This is a genomic window from Nocardia vermiculata NBRC 100427 (assembly GCF_001613265.1).
GTDB classification, from domain to species: domain Bacteria; phylum Actinomycetota; class Actinomycetes; order Mycobacteriales; family Mycobacteriaceae; genus Nocardia; species Nocardia vermiculata.
Map to the genome: position 1 here is coordinate 96,256 of NZ_BDCA01000002.1, position 14,186 is coordinate 110,441.

At 67.2% G+C, this 14,186-nt stretch carries 14 protein-coding genes; 6 read left to right on the top strand and 8 right to left on the bottom strand.

Going from position 1 to position 14,186, the window contains the following annotated elements; genetic code table 11:
* Positions 1 to 151 precede the first annotated feature (151 nt).
* Positions 152 to 778 (bottom strand): TetR/AcrR family transcriptional regulator, encoded by a 627-nt coding sequence (locus NV2_RS04085; protein ID WP_067869576.1) that lies wholly within the window; start codon positions 776 to 778, stop codon positions 152 to 154.
* Positions 779 to 939: 161 nt separating this feature from the next.
* Here NV2_RS04085 and NV2_RS04090 point away from each other — a divergent pair, with 161 nt between their 5' ends.
* The 3 genes from NV2_RS04090 to NV2_RS04100 all read left to right on the top strand — a co-directional run bounded on the left by NV2_RS04090 (position 940) and on the right by NV2_RS04100 (position 3,782).
* Positions 940 to 2,229 (top strand): cytochrome P450, encoded by a 1,290-nt coding sequence (locus NV2_RS04090; protein WP_067869579.1) that lies wholly within the window; start codon positions 940 to 942, stop codon positions 2,227 to 2,229.
* The gene (locus NV2_RS04095) at positions 2,226 to 2,414 is read left to right on the top strand and encodes a ferredoxin (RefSeq protein WP_067869583.1); all 189 of its coding nucleotides are present in this window, start codon (positions 2,226 to 2,228) and stop codon (positions 2,412 to 2,414) included. Before NV2_RS04090 ends, NV2_RS04095 begins: the two co-directional genes overlap by 4 nt.
* A 144-nt stretch (positions 2,415 to 2,558) precedes the next feature.
* Positions 2,559 to 3,782, top strand: coding sequence for an oxygenase MpaB family protein (locus NV2_RS04100; RefSeq protein WP_067870289.1), 1,224 nt, complete (start codon positions 2,559 to 2,561; stop codon positions 3,780 to 3,782).
* Between the two features lie 17 nt (positions 3,783 to 3,799).
* On the opposite strand, the gene NV2_RS04105 is transcribed toward NV2_RS04100, so the two are convergent.
* The gene (locus NV2_RS04105) at positions 3,800 to 4,333 is read right to left on the bottom strand and encodes a GNAT family N-acetyltransferase (protein ID WP_067869586.1); all 534 of its coding nucleotides are present in this window, start codon (positions 4,331 to 4,333) and stop codon (positions 3,800 to 3,802) included.
* Positions 4,334 to 4,447: 114 nt separating this feature from the next.
* On the bottom strand, positions 4,448 to 5,047 hold the full coding sequence (locus tag NV2_RS04110) for a TetR/AcrR family transcriptional regulator (RefSeq protein WP_067870291.1): 600 nt from the start codon (positions 5,045 to 5,047) through the stop codon (positions 4,448 to 4,450).
* Positions 5,048 to 5,175: 128 nt separating this feature from the next.
* Here NV2_RS04110 and NV2_RS04115 point away from each other — a divergent pair, with 128 nt between their 5' ends.
* Positions 5,176 to 5,664, top strand: a complete 489-nt coding sequence (locus NV2_RS04115) for a nitroreductase family deazaflavin-dependent oxidoreductase (protein ID WP_067869588.1) — start codon at positions 5,176 to 5,178, stop codon at positions 5,662 to 5,664.
* Between the two features lie 55 nt (positions 5,665 to 5,719).
* Here NV2_RS04115 and NV2_RS04120 read toward each other — a convergent pair whose 3' ends face one another.
* Genes NV2_RS04120 through NV2_RS04140 form a run of 5 tightly spaced genes read right to left on the bottom strand, consistent with a single transcriptional unit; the run spans position 5,720 to position 11,527 of the window.
* Complete coding sequence (locus NV2_RS04120; protein WP_067869591.1) at positions 5,720 to 6,640, bottom strand: carbohydrate kinase family protein; 921 nt, start codon at positions 6,638 to 6,640, stop codon at positions 5,720 to 5,722.
* The gene (locus tag NV2_RS04125; protein ID WP_067869594.1) at positions 6,637 to 7,668 is read right to left on the bottom strand and encodes a zinc-dependent alcohol dehydrogenase; all 1,032 of its coding nucleotides are present in this window, start codon (positions 7,666 to 7,668) and stop codon (positions 6,637 to 6,639) included. The genes NV2_RS04120 and NV2_RS04125 overlap by 4 nt, the downstream gene beginning before the upstream one ends.
* A gap of 37 nt (positions 7,669 to 7,705) precedes the next feature.
* Positions 7,706 to 9,049: an MFS transporter gene (locus NV2_RS04130; RefSeq protein WP_245662433.1), complete on the bottom strand. Its 1,344-nt coding sequence runs from the start codon at positions 9,047 to 9,049 to the stop codon at positions 7,706 to 7,708.
* Between the two features lie 17 nt (positions 9,050 to 9,066).
* Positions 9,067 to 10,458 (bottom strand): FAD-dependent oxidoreductase, encoded by a 1,392-nt coding sequence (locus tag NV2_RS04135; protein WP_067869597.1) that lies wholly within the window; start codon positions 10,456 to 10,458, stop codon positions 9,067 to 9,069.
* A 13-nt stretch (positions 10,459 to 10,471) separates the two neighbouring features.
* Positions 10,472 to 11,527, bottom strand: a complete 1,056-nt coding sequence (locus tag NV2_RS04140) for a LacI family DNA-binding transcriptional regulator (RefSeq protein ID WP_067869600.1) — start codon at positions 11,525 to 11,527, stop codon at positions 10,472 to 10,474.
* Positions 11,528 to 11,843: 316 nt separating this feature from the next.
* Here NV2_RS04140 and NV2_RS04145 point away from each other — a divergent pair, with 316 nt between their 5' ends.
* Both NV2_RS04145 and NV2_RS04150 read left to right on the top strand, forming a co-directional pair.
* Positions 11,844 to 13,565: an MFS transporter gene (locus NV2_RS04145; protein WP_084473853.1), complete on the top strand. Its 1,722-nt coding sequence runs from the start codon at positions 11,844 to 11,846 to the stop codon at positions 13,563 to 13,565.
* Between the two features lie 50 nt (positions 13,566 to 13,615).
* A complete protein-coding gene (locus tag NV2_RS04150; RefSeq protein WP_067869603.1) occupies positions 13,616 to 14,182 on the top strand; it encodes a TetR/AcrR family transcriptional regulator in 567 nt (188 codons plus the stop codon).
* Positions 14,183 to 14,186 lie beyond the last annotated feature (4 nt).

The window sequence follows — 14,186 nt, forward strand, 5'->3', positions numbered from 1 at the left end:
CCCGGAATGTCGACCGCCCGAAACTGAGCGATCGATCAAACTGTGACACCGCACCGAGGGGCTGTCAACGACTCCGCGACGCCGGCACCGGCGATACGGCCCGAGAATCACGGCATATACCCTGATGAACGTCATTCTCTCATAAGGAGAATTATTTTTCCGCAGAGTGGGCCGATCCCGGCGTGGCGGCGCTCCCACGGTCCGCCGACGGCCAACCGGCACCGGCACGGCGCAGGTATCGTTCAGCGAAGGCCGCCAGCTCGGCATGCCCCTGCTCCACCCCCACCGCGCCTTCGTTGCAGATGATGCGCGCCGCGCCGGTGAGCAGCATCGAGACCACCACCGGCGGAAACTCGGCCAGATCCACCCCGTTGGCGCGCAGCACCATCGTGACCGCGGCGGTCTCGATATCTCGCACCCGCTCGGCATAGACCTTCAGCTCGGCACCGATTGCCTTGCGATGGTTGGCCAATGCCATGAATTCGGTGTTGAGCTGCGTGAAACGCGAGTCGGTGTTGATTGACCAGAGCGTGCGCAACGGATCGTCGTCGGTGATGGCCGCACGCATCCGCGACAGCGCCGCCTCGGCGCCTTCGCGCACGACCGCGAGGAACAGATCGTCCATCGTCGGGAAGTAGTAGTAGACCAGCGCCGGCTTCACCCCGGCCACGGCAGCCACCCGGCGCGAGGTCGCCGCGGCATACCCCTCATCGCGCATAATTTGAGCGGTCGCCTCCATAAGACGACGGCGCGCACCACCGTCACCGCGCTTCGTCATCGGCTCGACCGGGTGGTGCCGCCATCACTACCAGGCTCGATACGATCGAAATCAGGTCCGGCCGTTGACCGTCCGCCGCGTCGCGTGATAAGCATGCCCCACTCTAACAGTTTGATCGATCGCTCAGGATTCCATGAGGATCGACGGAGAGCCGAGGCATCATGACGGACCTGGCAGCAATCGACTACTTCTCCGATCCCCAGGTGGCCCAGGACCCCTACGCGTACATGGACTACCTGCGCAGCAGGAATCCGGTATTCCGCGAACCGCACTACGGTGTCGTGGCGGTGACCGGATATCAAGAGGTCACCGAGGCCTTTCGGGCCGGCGACGTCTTCTCGGCGTGCGTCTCGATCGGTGGTCCGTTCCCGCCGCTGCCCTTCGAACCGGCCGGCGAGGACATCGGGGCCCAGATCGAGCAGCATCGACACCGATTCCCGATCTTCGAGCATATGGTGACGATGGATCCGCCGGAGCACACGAAGCACCGGGCGCTGTTGAGCCGGCTCCTGACCCCGAAACGGCTGAAGGAGAACGAGGACTACATCTGGCAACTCGCCGACCGCCAACTGGACGAGTTCATCGGCACCGGCCGCTGCGAATTCCTCGACGAATACGCCCGCCCCTTCGCCACCCTGGCGATCGCCGACCTGCTCGGTGTCCCCGACGCCGACCGGGACGAGTTCCGCTCGGTGCTGGCCGGGCACACCGCCCCCGGCAGCCGGGTGGGCGCGCTCGACCACGAACCGGTGGGCACCAATCCGCTCGAATGGCTCGAGGCCACCTTCGGCGACTACATCACCGACCGCCGCCGCACTCCCCGCGCCGACATCCTGGGCGCGCTCGCCGACACCACCTACCCCGACGGGGCGATTCCCGAGGTGATCGAACTCGTCCGGCCCGCGACATTCCTGTTCGCCGCCGGTCAGGAAACGGTGACCAAGCTGCTCAGCTCCGCCCTGCGCATCCTGGCCGAACAACCGGATCTGCAGCAGCGTGTACGCGAAGACCGCAGCCTCATCCCGTCCTTCATCGAGGAAGCGCTACGCATCGAAAGCCCCACCAAGGTGGATTTTCGGCTGGCCCGCAAGACAACTCGGCTGGGCGAGGTCGATATCCCGGCCGGGACCGTGGTGATGCTGTGCATCGGCGCGGCCAACCGCGACCCGCGAAAATTCGAGTGTCCGGACGAATTCGTGGCCGATCGCCGCAACGCCCGCGAACACATCGCCTTCGGGCGCGGAATTCATACCTGCGCGGGCGCACCACTGGCTCGGATCGAAGGACGAATCACGCTGAGCCGCATACTCGATCGTCTCACCGACATCACCATCGACGAATCCGTGCACGGCTCCACCGCACACCGCCACTACGACTACGAACCCACCTTCCTGCTGCGCGGCCTGCGCGAACTTCACCTGCGCTTCACCCCCACGGGCGGTGCCCGATGAGGGTTTCGGTCGACTCCGATCGCTGCGCAGGTCACGGCGTCTGCGTCGCCTTCTGCCCCGAGGTCTTCGAGCTCACCGACCACGGATACGCCCGGGCACACGCGGCAGCGGTTCCGGCCGCACACGAACGCGCGGCAGCCGAAGCAATCAGCGCCTGCCCGGAAGGTGCGATCAGCCAGGAATAGTTCCGGCGCAACGGGCGGGGATACCCGGTCGACCTGTCGGTCTAGGCCCTGGTGAGCTGCGACGACACTGTTTTCTGGCAACAAGTATTGCCACAAGAGTTATTCTGGTAGAGGATCTTGCCAGATCTCTTGAAGGAGGACATCGTGACGTCGACCGTTCCGCTGCGCCATCCGGCCTCGCCCCGGTCGGTTCCGGGTCCCGGGCTGGGGTCGCTCGCACGCATGCTGGGCGTGGGCAAGCCCACCGCCGAACAGTTCCGCGAGCTGGGCGAAGCGCTGACCGTCGGAGACCGGCCGATGGACGATCTGGTGGAGTGGATGTACCAGGAGGGCATGTCCAGCACGCGCCCACTGTTCGAACGTGCGGTGCGCGACGGCATCGCCACGGTCCCGGAGGCACCGCGGCAGTTACGCGAATTCTTCGAGTACATCGAGGATGTGCCCGACTGGGTGGACTGGGACAGAATCCGCCGGGCCGAACGCATTTCGGCGCTGGGCGGGCGCGACGGACTGTACGTCGCCCGCGATATGTCGTTCCTCGGCGGATATCTGGCCTCCGGCTTCAACAAGACACTGATCCGAACCGGCGCGCTGGAGAAGGGCCCCGCCAAGCGTTTCGCCGAAACCACCCAGTGGGCAATGGATGTCACCGGCCCGGGCGGTATGGCGCCCGGCGGTGTCGGCTATCGCTCGACCCTGCACGTCCGCCTCATCCACTCCCTGGTGCGTCGGCACATCACCGCGATGCCGGACTGGCGCGGTGCGGAATGGGGGCTGCCCATCAATCAGACCGATATGGCCGCCACCATGGTCGGCGCACTGATCGCCCCGATGATCGGCGCCCTCGGTCTCGGTAATCTGGTCACCCCGCGCGAAGCCGAGGACTTCGCGCATTTCACCCGCTACGTCGGCTGGGTGATGGGCGTAGAGGAACGCTTCCTGCCCAAGGACTTCCGCGACAGCGTCCGCATTCTCTACCACACGATGACCGCCATCACGAACCCGGACGAGACGAGCCGGCAGCTGGCGATCCCGATGCGCGACGAACCACTCGGCTGGTACTTCGACCGCTTCCCCACCCTGCGCCGTCACATCGCGCGCTCCCAGCATCTGTCCATCGCGACGATGTTCCTCGGCCCCGCCGCCATGAAGAAGCTCGGTCTGCCCGCCTACACGGTGCCTTGGTACCCGATGACCCGCATCCCGGTCAACGTGGTCCGCTCCTGCTGGGCCCGCCTGGTCCCCGGCCAATTCGACCGCGCCGCGGCGAAGGGACGTGCCGGTCAGGAAGCTTTCATCCGCACCCTGGCCGGACCGCAGGCGGCGGTCATCGGCGAATCCGCGGAGCACATCTCGCACGCCGCCTGAGCACCCGGGTCTCGGCCTTACTCGAGCCGCTTCTCGAACATCAACAGGGTGACCTCCTCGCCCGACGGCGCCGACCCCGTGGCGGCGCTGCCGCGCTGGTGAAATCCGGCCTGCTCGAGTACCCGGACCGATGCGGAATTCGCGGGAGATGTGCGAGCCTCGACAACGGCGCAGCCGGCAGAAGTCGCCAACTGTTCGGCAGCCTGCACAGCTTTGCGCGCCGCACCGCGGCCACGCGCCGCCGGACTCAGCCAGAACCCCACCTCGAGGCGATCGGCGCGGATGTCGAAAAGGACCACACTGCCGAGGAAGGCATCCGATTCGGCGTCGGCGATCGCGAGCACCGCGAGCGAACCGTCCGCCAGCCCGGCCGCGATCACGCCGTCGATCTGCGCACGTACGACGTCGGCCGTGTATTCCGTCAGCGGCAGATGTCCGAACCTGCGCACCAGATCGTCGTCGGTGCCGTGGGCGAACGGCTCCGCGTCCGCATGGTTCAGCTTCCGCACCACGATATCGCCCACCCGGACCGGCAACCGATCAGCCAGCACAGTATTCACACCTTTCCGTTACACCGCTACGGCCCCGCCGCGTTCGCCGCCGAGGATCACTACCGTTGTACCGCAACACACCCGGACGCGGCCGCCGCCCGATATCGACGAGGCTCAGCGGCCGGCCGGTAACGCCGGTGCCACCCAGGTGCTCAGATAGGTGCGGAGTTCGGTGCCACTGCGCGGTGGACGCCCGGGATCGATGACGAACGATTGCACCATGCGCAGCATGTGTTCGACCAGTTCGTCGAGTCCCGCATCGGTGAGCCCCGCCGCGGACCAGTCGACCGAAAAGCGTTGCAGGATGGTGCGACCGAAGGACAATGCGGTATCGGAGGTGACGCCCGCGGAGAATGCGCTCGCGCGACCGGGGGTGAGCAGCAGGTTGAGATATTTCTCGTGCGGCAGGCGCTCGAGGGTATAGGCAATGCCCTCGACCACCGCGGTCGCCGGATCCCGGATGCCGCTCAGCCGCTCCGACAGCACCTCGAGAAATTGCCCGGTGTGCGCGATAGCGGTACTGGTCAGCAGTGTTTCGGCGGTGGGAAAGTAGCGGTAGACCGTCTGGCGGGTGACACCGAGCTCACGCGCGACCTCGGCAATGGTGACCTCGGCGCCCGATCGATCGATCGCCACGCGCGCGGCTTCCAGGATCCGCGCGACCGCTTCCTCGTCGTCGGCCGGCGCAGCCCCCGACCATCCATGCGTGCGCACGGCACCCTCCGTCCCGGCCCGGAGCACGGGCCCGCCGTATCGACCCGTGAGAAATACGGTTCCACCCTTGACCATACATATGGTCGAAGCTGTATGGTCGGCGGACGTACGCCGGAGAGAAGGACACCATGGCCGCCACCACACCGCCGCGCCCGAAACAGCTCGATTCGCCGATGCTGCCGAAGATCTTCAAAATCATGGGCAAGACCCAGGTCTGGGTCTATCAGCGCACCGGTGGCCGGATCGGTGGCAAGTGGCGCGTCGGCGCCGGCTTCCGTAAGCCGGTCCCGACCCTGTTGCTCGAACACCGGGGCCGGAAATCGGGCACCACCTACATCACACCGCTGCTGTACATCACCGACGGCGCCGACACCGTCATCGTCGCCTCCCAGGGCGGGCTGGCCAAACATCCGCAGTGGTACCACAATCTGCGCGCCCACCCCGACGCCACGATCCAGATCGGCCGCGACCGGCACCCGGTGCGCGCGGTGATCGCCGACGCCCCACAACGCGCCCGGCTCTGGCCGCACCTGGTCGACGCCTACGCCGACTTCGACACCTACCAGACCTGGGCGGGCGACCGCGAAATCCCGGTGGTGGTCCTGCAGCCCCGCTGATCCGGTGTCCCCGGCGACCGTGCCGGCATGCGGAATCACGCGGATTCGGATTCGGTCAGTGCGATTGGAGGCCGCGTGTTTCGTGTGCGAAGGGGGGGTCGGCACCCGCGCGGGCGCAGGTGAGCGCGGCGGCGCGGGCTGCGAAGCCGAGCACCTGCCGCCAGTGGTCCTCGGACATTCCCGTCAGTGCCTGCGCCGACAGCAGATCGAGCTCGGAAAGTGCGTGCAGCAGAGCGGCATTGACGGTATCGCCGGCGCCGATGGTGTCGATCACGGCGACGGCCTCGCCGGGCACCGAATAGTCACCCTCGCGGGTGTGCACGGTCAGTCCCGCCGCGCCGCGCGTCACCACCACGGCGGCCGGTCCCGCACTCGACCGGACCGCCGGATCGAATCCGAGCCACTGCGCGTCCTCCTCGCTGAGCTTGAGCAACGACACCGAGCCCAGCATGCGATCGAAGCGAGCCCGATAGGCGTCCGGGTCCTCGATGAGGCCGGCACGAATATTGGGGTCGAGGGCGATGAAACGACCGGCCCGCGCTTCCCGGTACATCAACTCCTCGTAGGCGCCGGCGCCGGGCTCGAGAACCAGTGAGCAGGTACCGAACGAGACCGCCCGGGTCTCGGCCGGTAGTGGGCCCGGCAGGGTGAACAACCGGTCGGCGGTGCCCTGACAGTAGAAGGTGTACGCGGCGGAGCCGTCGGCATCGACGGCCGCGAGTGCCAGGGTGGTCGGCTCCGGGCCACGCTGCACCAGGCCCAGGTCCACGTTGTCCGCGCGCAGCCGGTCGGCCAGCAGCGTGCCGAAGGGGTCCGAGGAGATCCGGGAGCAGAAACCGACCGCGGACCCGAGGCGGGCGAGTGCACGAGCGGTGTTGTACGGCCCTCCCCCACATGCGGGAACCAATGGCGCACAAGTATCTCCGGCGGCCTGCGGTACCAGGTCGATCAGTGCCTCACCGGCGACGACGATCATGGCGCCACAGTAACGAGCACCTTGACGTGCTCGGGTCGCAGTGCCGCGGCGAAGGCCTGGTCCGCCTGGTCGAGCGGGTAGGTGGCGGTGATGATCGCCTCGGCGTCGATCGCACCCGCGGTGATCAGGTCGAAGGCCACCCGATAGTCGTCGGCGGTGTACATCAGGGTGCCTTCGATCCGGATTTCCCGGTCCTGCACCAGGTCCAGCCGGATCGGTGTGGCACCGGGCGCTCCGACGCCGACCACGATGATGTGGCCGCCCTTGGTCACCAGCTCGACGGCCTGCGCCATGGACTGTTCGCGGGACACACAGTCGAAGACCACATCGGCCGGACCGCCCAGTACCTCCCGGGCCCGGTCGGCCAGATCCGGCGCGTCGGCGGGCAGGGCGTCGTCGGCGCCGAGCCGCACGGCCCGCTCCCGTTTACCGTCGAGCAGGTCGGTCACCACGATCCGGGCGGCACCGGCGTGCCGGGCCGCGGCCAGGACGAGCAGCCCGATGGGCCCGGCACCCAGCACGGCGACCGTCTTGCCGGTGAGATCACCGGCCTTGCCGACCGCGTGCACCGGGGTGGCGAGCGGCTCGACCAGGGCGGCCTGCCGGTCGGTCATGGCTGCCGGCACCCGGTGTACGCGATCGGCGCGGATCGTGCAGAGTTCGGCCATTCCGCCGGGTGTCTGGCAGCCGAAAACTTCCAGCTCACGGCAGATGTTGTAGCGGCCGGAACGACACTGGGCGCAACGACCGCAGTACAGGTTGGGCTCGACGACTACGCGGGTCCCCGCGGTGAAATCCCCAGCCCCGGCCCCGGCGGCGACCACCACACCGACCACTTCGTGTCCGGGCCGGTAGGGCAGCTCGATGAAAGGATGGTGCCCGAGAGCGGCATGGGTGTCGGAGCCACAGATGCCGACGACGGTGCTGCGGATGAGCAGTTCGTCGTGGCCGGGTTCTGGCGCGGGGACCTGCTCGACGGTGATGTCGTCGATGGATCGGACGAGCACGCGGCGATTCGGCTGGGACATGGTCGGGATCTTTCGTTCGGTATGGCGGTGTGCGGAACTACGGTCGCGGTGCGGTTTCGCGGATCGAGGTGATCACCACGCCCAGGGTTATCGCGGACAGCAGCATCACGTAGAACGCGGGAGCTAGCCGGCTGCCGGTGCTGGAGACCAGCCAGGTTGCGACATATGGCACCGATCCACCGAAGGCCGCCACCACCAGGTTGTACGGAATGGCCATGGCGCCGCTGCGGATGCGCGCGGGGAACTGCTCGGCCATCGCCGCACTCAACGCGCCGTCGAACACCGCGATCAGCAGGCCGAGGATCAGCATGGCCAGGATCGCCAGCGCGACACTGCCGCGCGACATCAGATAGAACGCGGGCCAGGCGAACACCACGAATCCGGCGGCACCCGCCACCAACATCGGTTTGCGGCCGACCCGGTCCGAGACCGCTCCCATGATCGGTACCGCGATCGCGGTCGCGCCGATGGTCACGGTCGTGGTCGCGAACGCCTGGGAGGTACTGAATCCGAGGTCACCGCTGAGGAAGCTGGGCAGGAATGACACCAGCGCCCAGTGCGCGATCGCCTTGAGCAGCAACACACCACACAGCACCAGCATCGCCTTGTATCCGGTGCGGAACGCCTCCTTCGTCGGAGATTCGGCGACCTGCCCCTCGGCCTCGAGTTCACGGAACGCCGGGGAATCCTCCAGCTTCATCCGGATGTAGAGCCCGACCAGTCCGAGCGGCAGCGCGATCAGGAACGGGATCCGCCAGCCCCAGCCGGTCATCGCATCCTGGCCGAGCACCGTGATCAGCGCGAGGGCGAGCGCGGAACCGACCACGGTCGCCACGAAACCGATGCCGTCCATCCAACTCGTCATGAATCCCCGGCGGGTGCGCGGCGAGTACTCGAACAACAATGCCACCGCATTCGAGGTCTCACCGCCGGCGCCGAAGCCCTGCACCATCCGGGCGACCACCAGCAGCACCGGCGCGAGGATGCCCACACTGTCGTAGGTGGGCAGTACTCCCATCGCGAAGGTCGACCCCGAGGTCAACAACACGACGATGGCCAGGGTGCGCTGCCGGCCGATGCGGTCGCCGAGCGGTCCGAAGAACAGGCCGCCCAGGGGCCGCAGCACGAATCCGATCGCGGAGACAGCGAAGGTGGACAGCAGCGCGGCCGTCGGATTGCCGGACACGAAGAAGTTCGCGGCCAGGAAGGTAGCCAGCAGCCCGTAGATCCCGACGTCGTACCACTCGATGAAATGACCGATTCCGGCCGCGACGAGCACCTTGCGGGCCTGCGGGGAAATTTTCCGACTCTCGGCAGCTGGATCACCTGAGCGGCCCGCCGCTGTATCACCCGAGCGGCCCGCCGCTGTCTCGCCGTGCACTGTGTTCTCCCGAGGTCTCATCGCACCGGCGACGTCACGCGGCCGCCCTGTTCCTGGATCGCGGCCCGGATCTTGGCGCCGTCGAGCTGCCGTGGCCGTTGCCCGCTCGCCGCCGCGAGCGCCGCCGCCACGCCCGCGGCCTGCCCGGTGGCGGCACAGGTGGCCCCCACGCGCGCGGACCCGAGCGCCTCGCGATCGACCGAGATGCAGCGGCCGGCGGCGAGCAGCCCGTCGGTGTGCTGCGGCAGCAGACTGCGATACGGAATCTCGTACGGCAGTGGCACATACATCGCGTGCACACCGACATCTCCGGCCTGATGGACGTCGATCGGCCAGCAGCCGACCGCGATTCCGTCGTCGAACCGGGCGGTGTTGCGGACATCGTCGCCGGTCAAGGTATACGCACCCAGCAGGCGACGGGTCTCGCGCACCCCGATCTGGGTGCTCGTCTGCAGCAGCCGCCCGTCCGCGAAAGCCGGGCTGTGTTCGCGCAGCGCATTCAGCAGGACGACCGTGTCCTGACGGCCGGTGATCTCGGCGCGGGTGAGCTCCTCGGCATCGGAGGCATCGCCGACGACGCGGGTGGTGTTGACCCACGCGATGTCCTTCTCCATACCGCCGAACCACGGTCCGCCGAACGGGGGTAGTTCACCCCGCGACCGAGCCGCTCGCATCGCCTCCACGTCCAGGTCGATATCGCGGCGGGTGGAGGCGTACTGCCCCAGCATCGGTTGCTGCAGCAGCGTCGCCTCGGGGCCGATGGGGATCCGCACCGGTGCGGCATGTTCGCGTTCCGGGTCCGGCGACACGTACCCCACGCGGAACGGCATGGTCATCGGCTGCAACGTGTTGCCTTTGATCCAGTCGGATCCGGCGCCGGCCACGATATCTCCGTTACCGGTGCAGTCGACCGTGACAGCGGCACGGATGGCTCGCCGGCCGTCGACGTTCTCGACGAATATGCCGCGGACGGTGCCGTCCTCGACGATCGGGCGCGCACCCCAGCTGTGCAGCAGCAGGCCGATCCCCTCGGCCTCGATCATCTCGTCGGCGACCCGCTTCATCACCTCCGGATCCGAATTCAGAACCCAGCCGTCACCGTCGACGGCACCACCCTGCTGTGCCGCCCGGGCCACCCACTCCGCGGGGACACCTTCGACGCATCGGCGGTAGGGCCGCAGCCACGAGTTGTAACCGGCGAGGGTGAGGACCATGCCGGCGGTCCACATACCGCCCAGGAATCCGTGCCGTTCGACGAGGAAGGTGCTCGCGCCCGCGCGTGCCGCCGCTACCGCGGCGCACACTCCGGCCGGGCCACCGCCGACTACCAGGACGTCGACATCGGCCACGACCGGTATGTCGCGAGCCGGTTCGTGCACCGTCACCGGATCCATTCCCCTCTTCGGCATCGATTGATTCCTTTCACTCGTTCCGGTCGTCGCCTCCGGCCGAGGCACGAATCCTCAGCTCGGGCGGGAGATAGCTGGTCACGGTCGGTGCGGTCGAGCCGTGAATGCGCTCGAACAGCAGGTCCGCGGCGCGGATACCGATCTCGGTGGCCGGTGGACGGACACTGGACAGCGCCGGTTGCAGATAGGCGGCGAACGGCAGGTCGCCGTGCCCGATCACCGAAACCTGTCCGGGCACATCGATTCCCTGCTCCGACAGGGCGCGATACAGGCCGAGCGCGAAGTAGTCGCTCCCGGTGAGCACCGCCGCGCCCGGTTCGAGCCTGCTCACCAACTGCTGCGCGCACCGGTAGGCGGCACCGGCATCCCAGGGCAGCACCCGCCGCTCGTGCGTCGACGGCGGCACCAGCGTGACGGTGTCTTCGTGCACGGGCAGGCCGCGTTCGGCGAGGGCACGGTGGAAGCCGGTGCGCCGATCGGCGGCCGAGGAGAACGGCACATCCTCTTCGAGCAGGTGGACTGCGGTGGCACCGGCATCCAGCAAATGGGAGACGGCTCGGTAGCTTCCGCGTTCATGGTCGACCCCGACGAAGTCGCAGTCGAAGCCCTCCAGCCCACGGTTGACCAGCACGATCGGCACCCCGGCATCGCGCAGCCGCTGCCAATGCTGCGCACCCTGCTGCACCGGAGTCACCACCGCACCGTCGACGCCCCACCGCAGCAGCGCCTGTGCCGCTTCGCGTTCGGTCTCCAGATCTTCCTCGGTGACCACGAGCAGCAGTGAATAGCCGGCCGCGCGACACCGTTCCTCGACCGCACTGATCAGCAACGCGTAGAACGGGTTCGCCGGGTGCGTGATGACCATTCCCACGGTCATCGCGGCGCCGGAGACCAGCGATCGGGCCATCGAGTTCGGCACATAGCCGAGCCGGTCGGCCTCCGCGCGGATGCGTGCTCGCAACTCCGCGCCCACCGAGTCCTTACCCGCGAGCGCCCTCGACACGGTCTTCACCGAGACTCCGAGAGATTCGGCGATCGTCTTGAGCGTCACGCGCCCGCCAACCGACATGCTGTGTCCTTCCCTGCATCACCATGGGTAAACGTTTACCTACTGTAGCGCGTAGACCCTGGGTAAGCGTTGGGGTTAACGATTACCTTAAGGCGCACCCCGGCCGTCGTCAACGCTGCATCCACCCCCGATCGACGACCACCTCCAGACCGCCGTCGCCCTGTTGACTGAAACTCAGAGTTACGTATACCATTCGTTCTACTTCAAGTCAGCGCCCTGAACAGGCATTTCCCATCACAGGAGGCGACCATGCCCTTCCGGACCCACCGATCAGCGTTCTCGACCACGTCCACCTGCGCGGAAGCCTGAGGCCGGCATGACCGTCACCACCGCATCCGATCTCGCACCGGTCGCCGCCGCACCCACCGGCCCGACCAGGTGGCGACGCGCCGCGATCCTGGTCGTCGTCTGTCTCGCCGAACTCCTGGTCCTGCTCGACAACACCGTGGTCAACGTGGCCCTGCCGTCGATAGGCGTACAACTGGGCGCCGGATTCGCCGATCTGCAATGGATCGTGGACGCCTACACCTTGACCTTCGCCGGACTACTGCTGGCCTGCGGCCATCTCGGCGACCGATACGGACGCCGACGCGTGATGATGATCGGCCTGGCCGGAGTTGCGGTGATGTCCGTCGGAGGTGCACTGGCCACCGATATCGGGATCGTCATCGCCGCCCGCGCCGCCATGGGCATCTTCGCCGCAGCAGTGTTCCCCGCGACCCTCGCGCTGATCACCAACACCTTCACCGCCCCCAAGGCCCGCGGCGCCGCCATCGCGGTATGGACCGCGATGGCCGGATTCGCCGTCGCCATCGGCCCCACGGCAGGCGGTTGGCTGCTCGAACACTTCTCCTGGCATTCGGTGTTCTGGCTGAATGTTCCGATCGCGCTCGGCGTCCTCATCGCGGCGGCCGTGGTGCTCCCGGAATCTCGCACCAAGACACACGGGCGGCTGGACGTGCTCGGCCTGCTGCTCTCGCTGGCGGGGATCATCACACTGGTGTGGTCGATCATCGAAGGACCGCGCAACGGATGGCTGTCCCCGACGAGTATCGCGGTCTACGTTCTCGCAGTACTGTTCATCGCCGCCTTCGTGTGGCGCGAAACCCGCGTCGAGAACCCGGTTTTCGACGTCACACTGTTCCGCAACCGCCGATTCTCGCTGCCCGCACTGTCGATCACGGTGGCCTACTTCTCGATGTTCGGCTTCCTGTTCCTGATCACCCAATACTTCCAGGGCATCCAGGAATACAGCCCGCTGGAGTTCGGCATCCGGTCACTCCCGTTCGCGGCCGCCGTCCTCGTCGCCGCTCCCGCGGCCACCATGCTCGCTCAGCGAATCGGCACCACAGCGGTGCTGGTCGGCGGATTCGTGGTCCTCGCAACAGGTATGGCACTGGCCGGACAGGTCACCGTCGACTCTCCGTATGTGGGCATCGTCCTGATATCAATGGTTCTGATGGGGCTCGGCCTGGCGACCGTGCAGGGACCGGCCACCGAATCCGTCATGGGCGCGGTGTCGCTCGAAGAGGCAGGCGCGGGTTCCGCGGTCAACGACACCACGCGGGAAATCGGTGGCGCGCTGGGCGTCGCCGTCCTGGGATCCATTGTGGCCTCGACCTATACGAACAAGGTGGCACCACTGGTCGACACGATCCCGGAATCCCTCATGGATCCGCAGCAGAAAGAGTATGCGCGCCAATCGGTTCTGACCGTCCTCGAAATCCGCCGGCACGAGATCTCGTCCTTGTTCGCCGGAAGCAGAGAACACCTCATCGTCACGATGAAGGCCGCGGCACTCGATGGCTTCCAGATCGCGTCCTACGCGACCGTGGGCCTGGCCGTACTGTGCGCGATCGCCGTCGCACTGCTGTTGCCGTGGCGACGACCGACCGAGGGATCGGTACTGCTGGGCTGGATGCAGTCCGAAACCACCGGGGAGGACCCGAAGACATCCGACACGGTGCCGTCGAGCGCTGACGAACCGGTTTCGGGTCGGGCCGTCGATGCGTCCGGCACCCAGCACCGGATAGAATGACCGGTATACCATTGATCGTTTGCCGAAAGGGCATCTGAACCGGGAATCCCATGACGGAATCGGTGCGTGAACGTTTGATCGACAGTGCCATCGAGCTGATACAGCGCCAGGGCGTAGCCGGCACCTCGGTCGCCGACCTGCTCAGCCGCAGCGGCGTGGCCCGCCGGTCGATATATCTGCACTTCCCGGGCGGGATGGGCGAGCTGATCACCACCTCCGTGGACGATGCCGGCGCCCGGATCAGCGCCATGATCGAGGCCCTGGCCCCCGACGGCACACCGTCGGAGGCACTGGGCTCGTTCATCGCCTTCTGGGAAATGCTGCTGCAGACTTCGGATTTCACGGCCGGCTGCCCCATCGCCGCAGCCGCCTACGGAGGCCAGGAGTTACCCGCCGCCCGGGACAGTGCCGGCCGGATATTCGAGCACTGGCAGCAACTCCTGACCCCCGTACTGGTCTCCCACGGCGCCGAACGATCCGATGCGGAGGCAGTGGCGACGACGATCATCGCCGCGATCGAGGGCGCGGTCATGCTGTGCCTGGCAGCCCGCTCCACCACCCCGCTCGAACGAGTCCACTCCCAGCTCGAGGTGTTGTTGAGAACGACAACCGGCTGAGAGC

Bases quoted from the DNA above. Each gene is read 5' to 3' on its own strand.
- NV2_RS04085 (WP_067869576.1), bottom strand. From the start codon at position 778: ATGACGAAGCGCGGTGACGGTGGTGCGCGCCGTCGTCTTATGGAGGCG.
- NV2_RS04090 (WP_067869579.1), top strand. From the start codon at position 940: ATGACGGACCTGGCAGCAATCGACTACTTCTCCGATCCCCAGGTGGCC.
- NV2_RS04095 (WP_067869583.1), top strand. From the start codon at position 2,226: ATGAGGGTTTCGGTCGACTCCGATCGCTGCGCAGGTCACGGCGTCTGC.
- NV2_RS04115 (WP_067869588.1), top strand. From the start codon at position 5,176: ATGGCCGCCACCACACCGCCGCGCCCGAAACAGCTCGATTCGCCGATG.
- NV2_RS04120 (WP_067869591.1), bottom strand. From the start codon at position 6,640: ATGATCGTCGTCGCCGGTGAGGCACTGATCGACCTGGTACCGCAGGCC.
- NV2_RS04125 (WP_067869594.1), bottom strand. From the start codon at position 7,668: ATGTCCCAGCCGAATCGCCGCGTGCTCGTCCGATCCATCGACGACATC.
- NV2_RS04135 (WP_067869597.1), bottom strand. From the start codon at position 10,458: ATGCCGAAGAGGGGAATGGATCCGGTGACGGTGCACGAACCGGCTCGC.
- NV2_RS04140 (WP_067869600.1), bottom strand. From the start codon at position 11,527: ATGTCGGTTGGCGGGCGCGTGACGCTCAAGACGATCGCCGAATCTCTC.
- NV2_RS04145 (WP_084473853.1), top strand. From the start codon at position 11,844: ATGACCGTCACCACCGCATCCGATCTCGCACCGGTCGCCGCCGCACCC.
- NV2_RS04150 (WP_067869603.1), top strand. From the start codon at position 13,616: ATGACGGAATCGGTGCGTGAACGTTTGATCGACAGTGCCATCGAGCTG.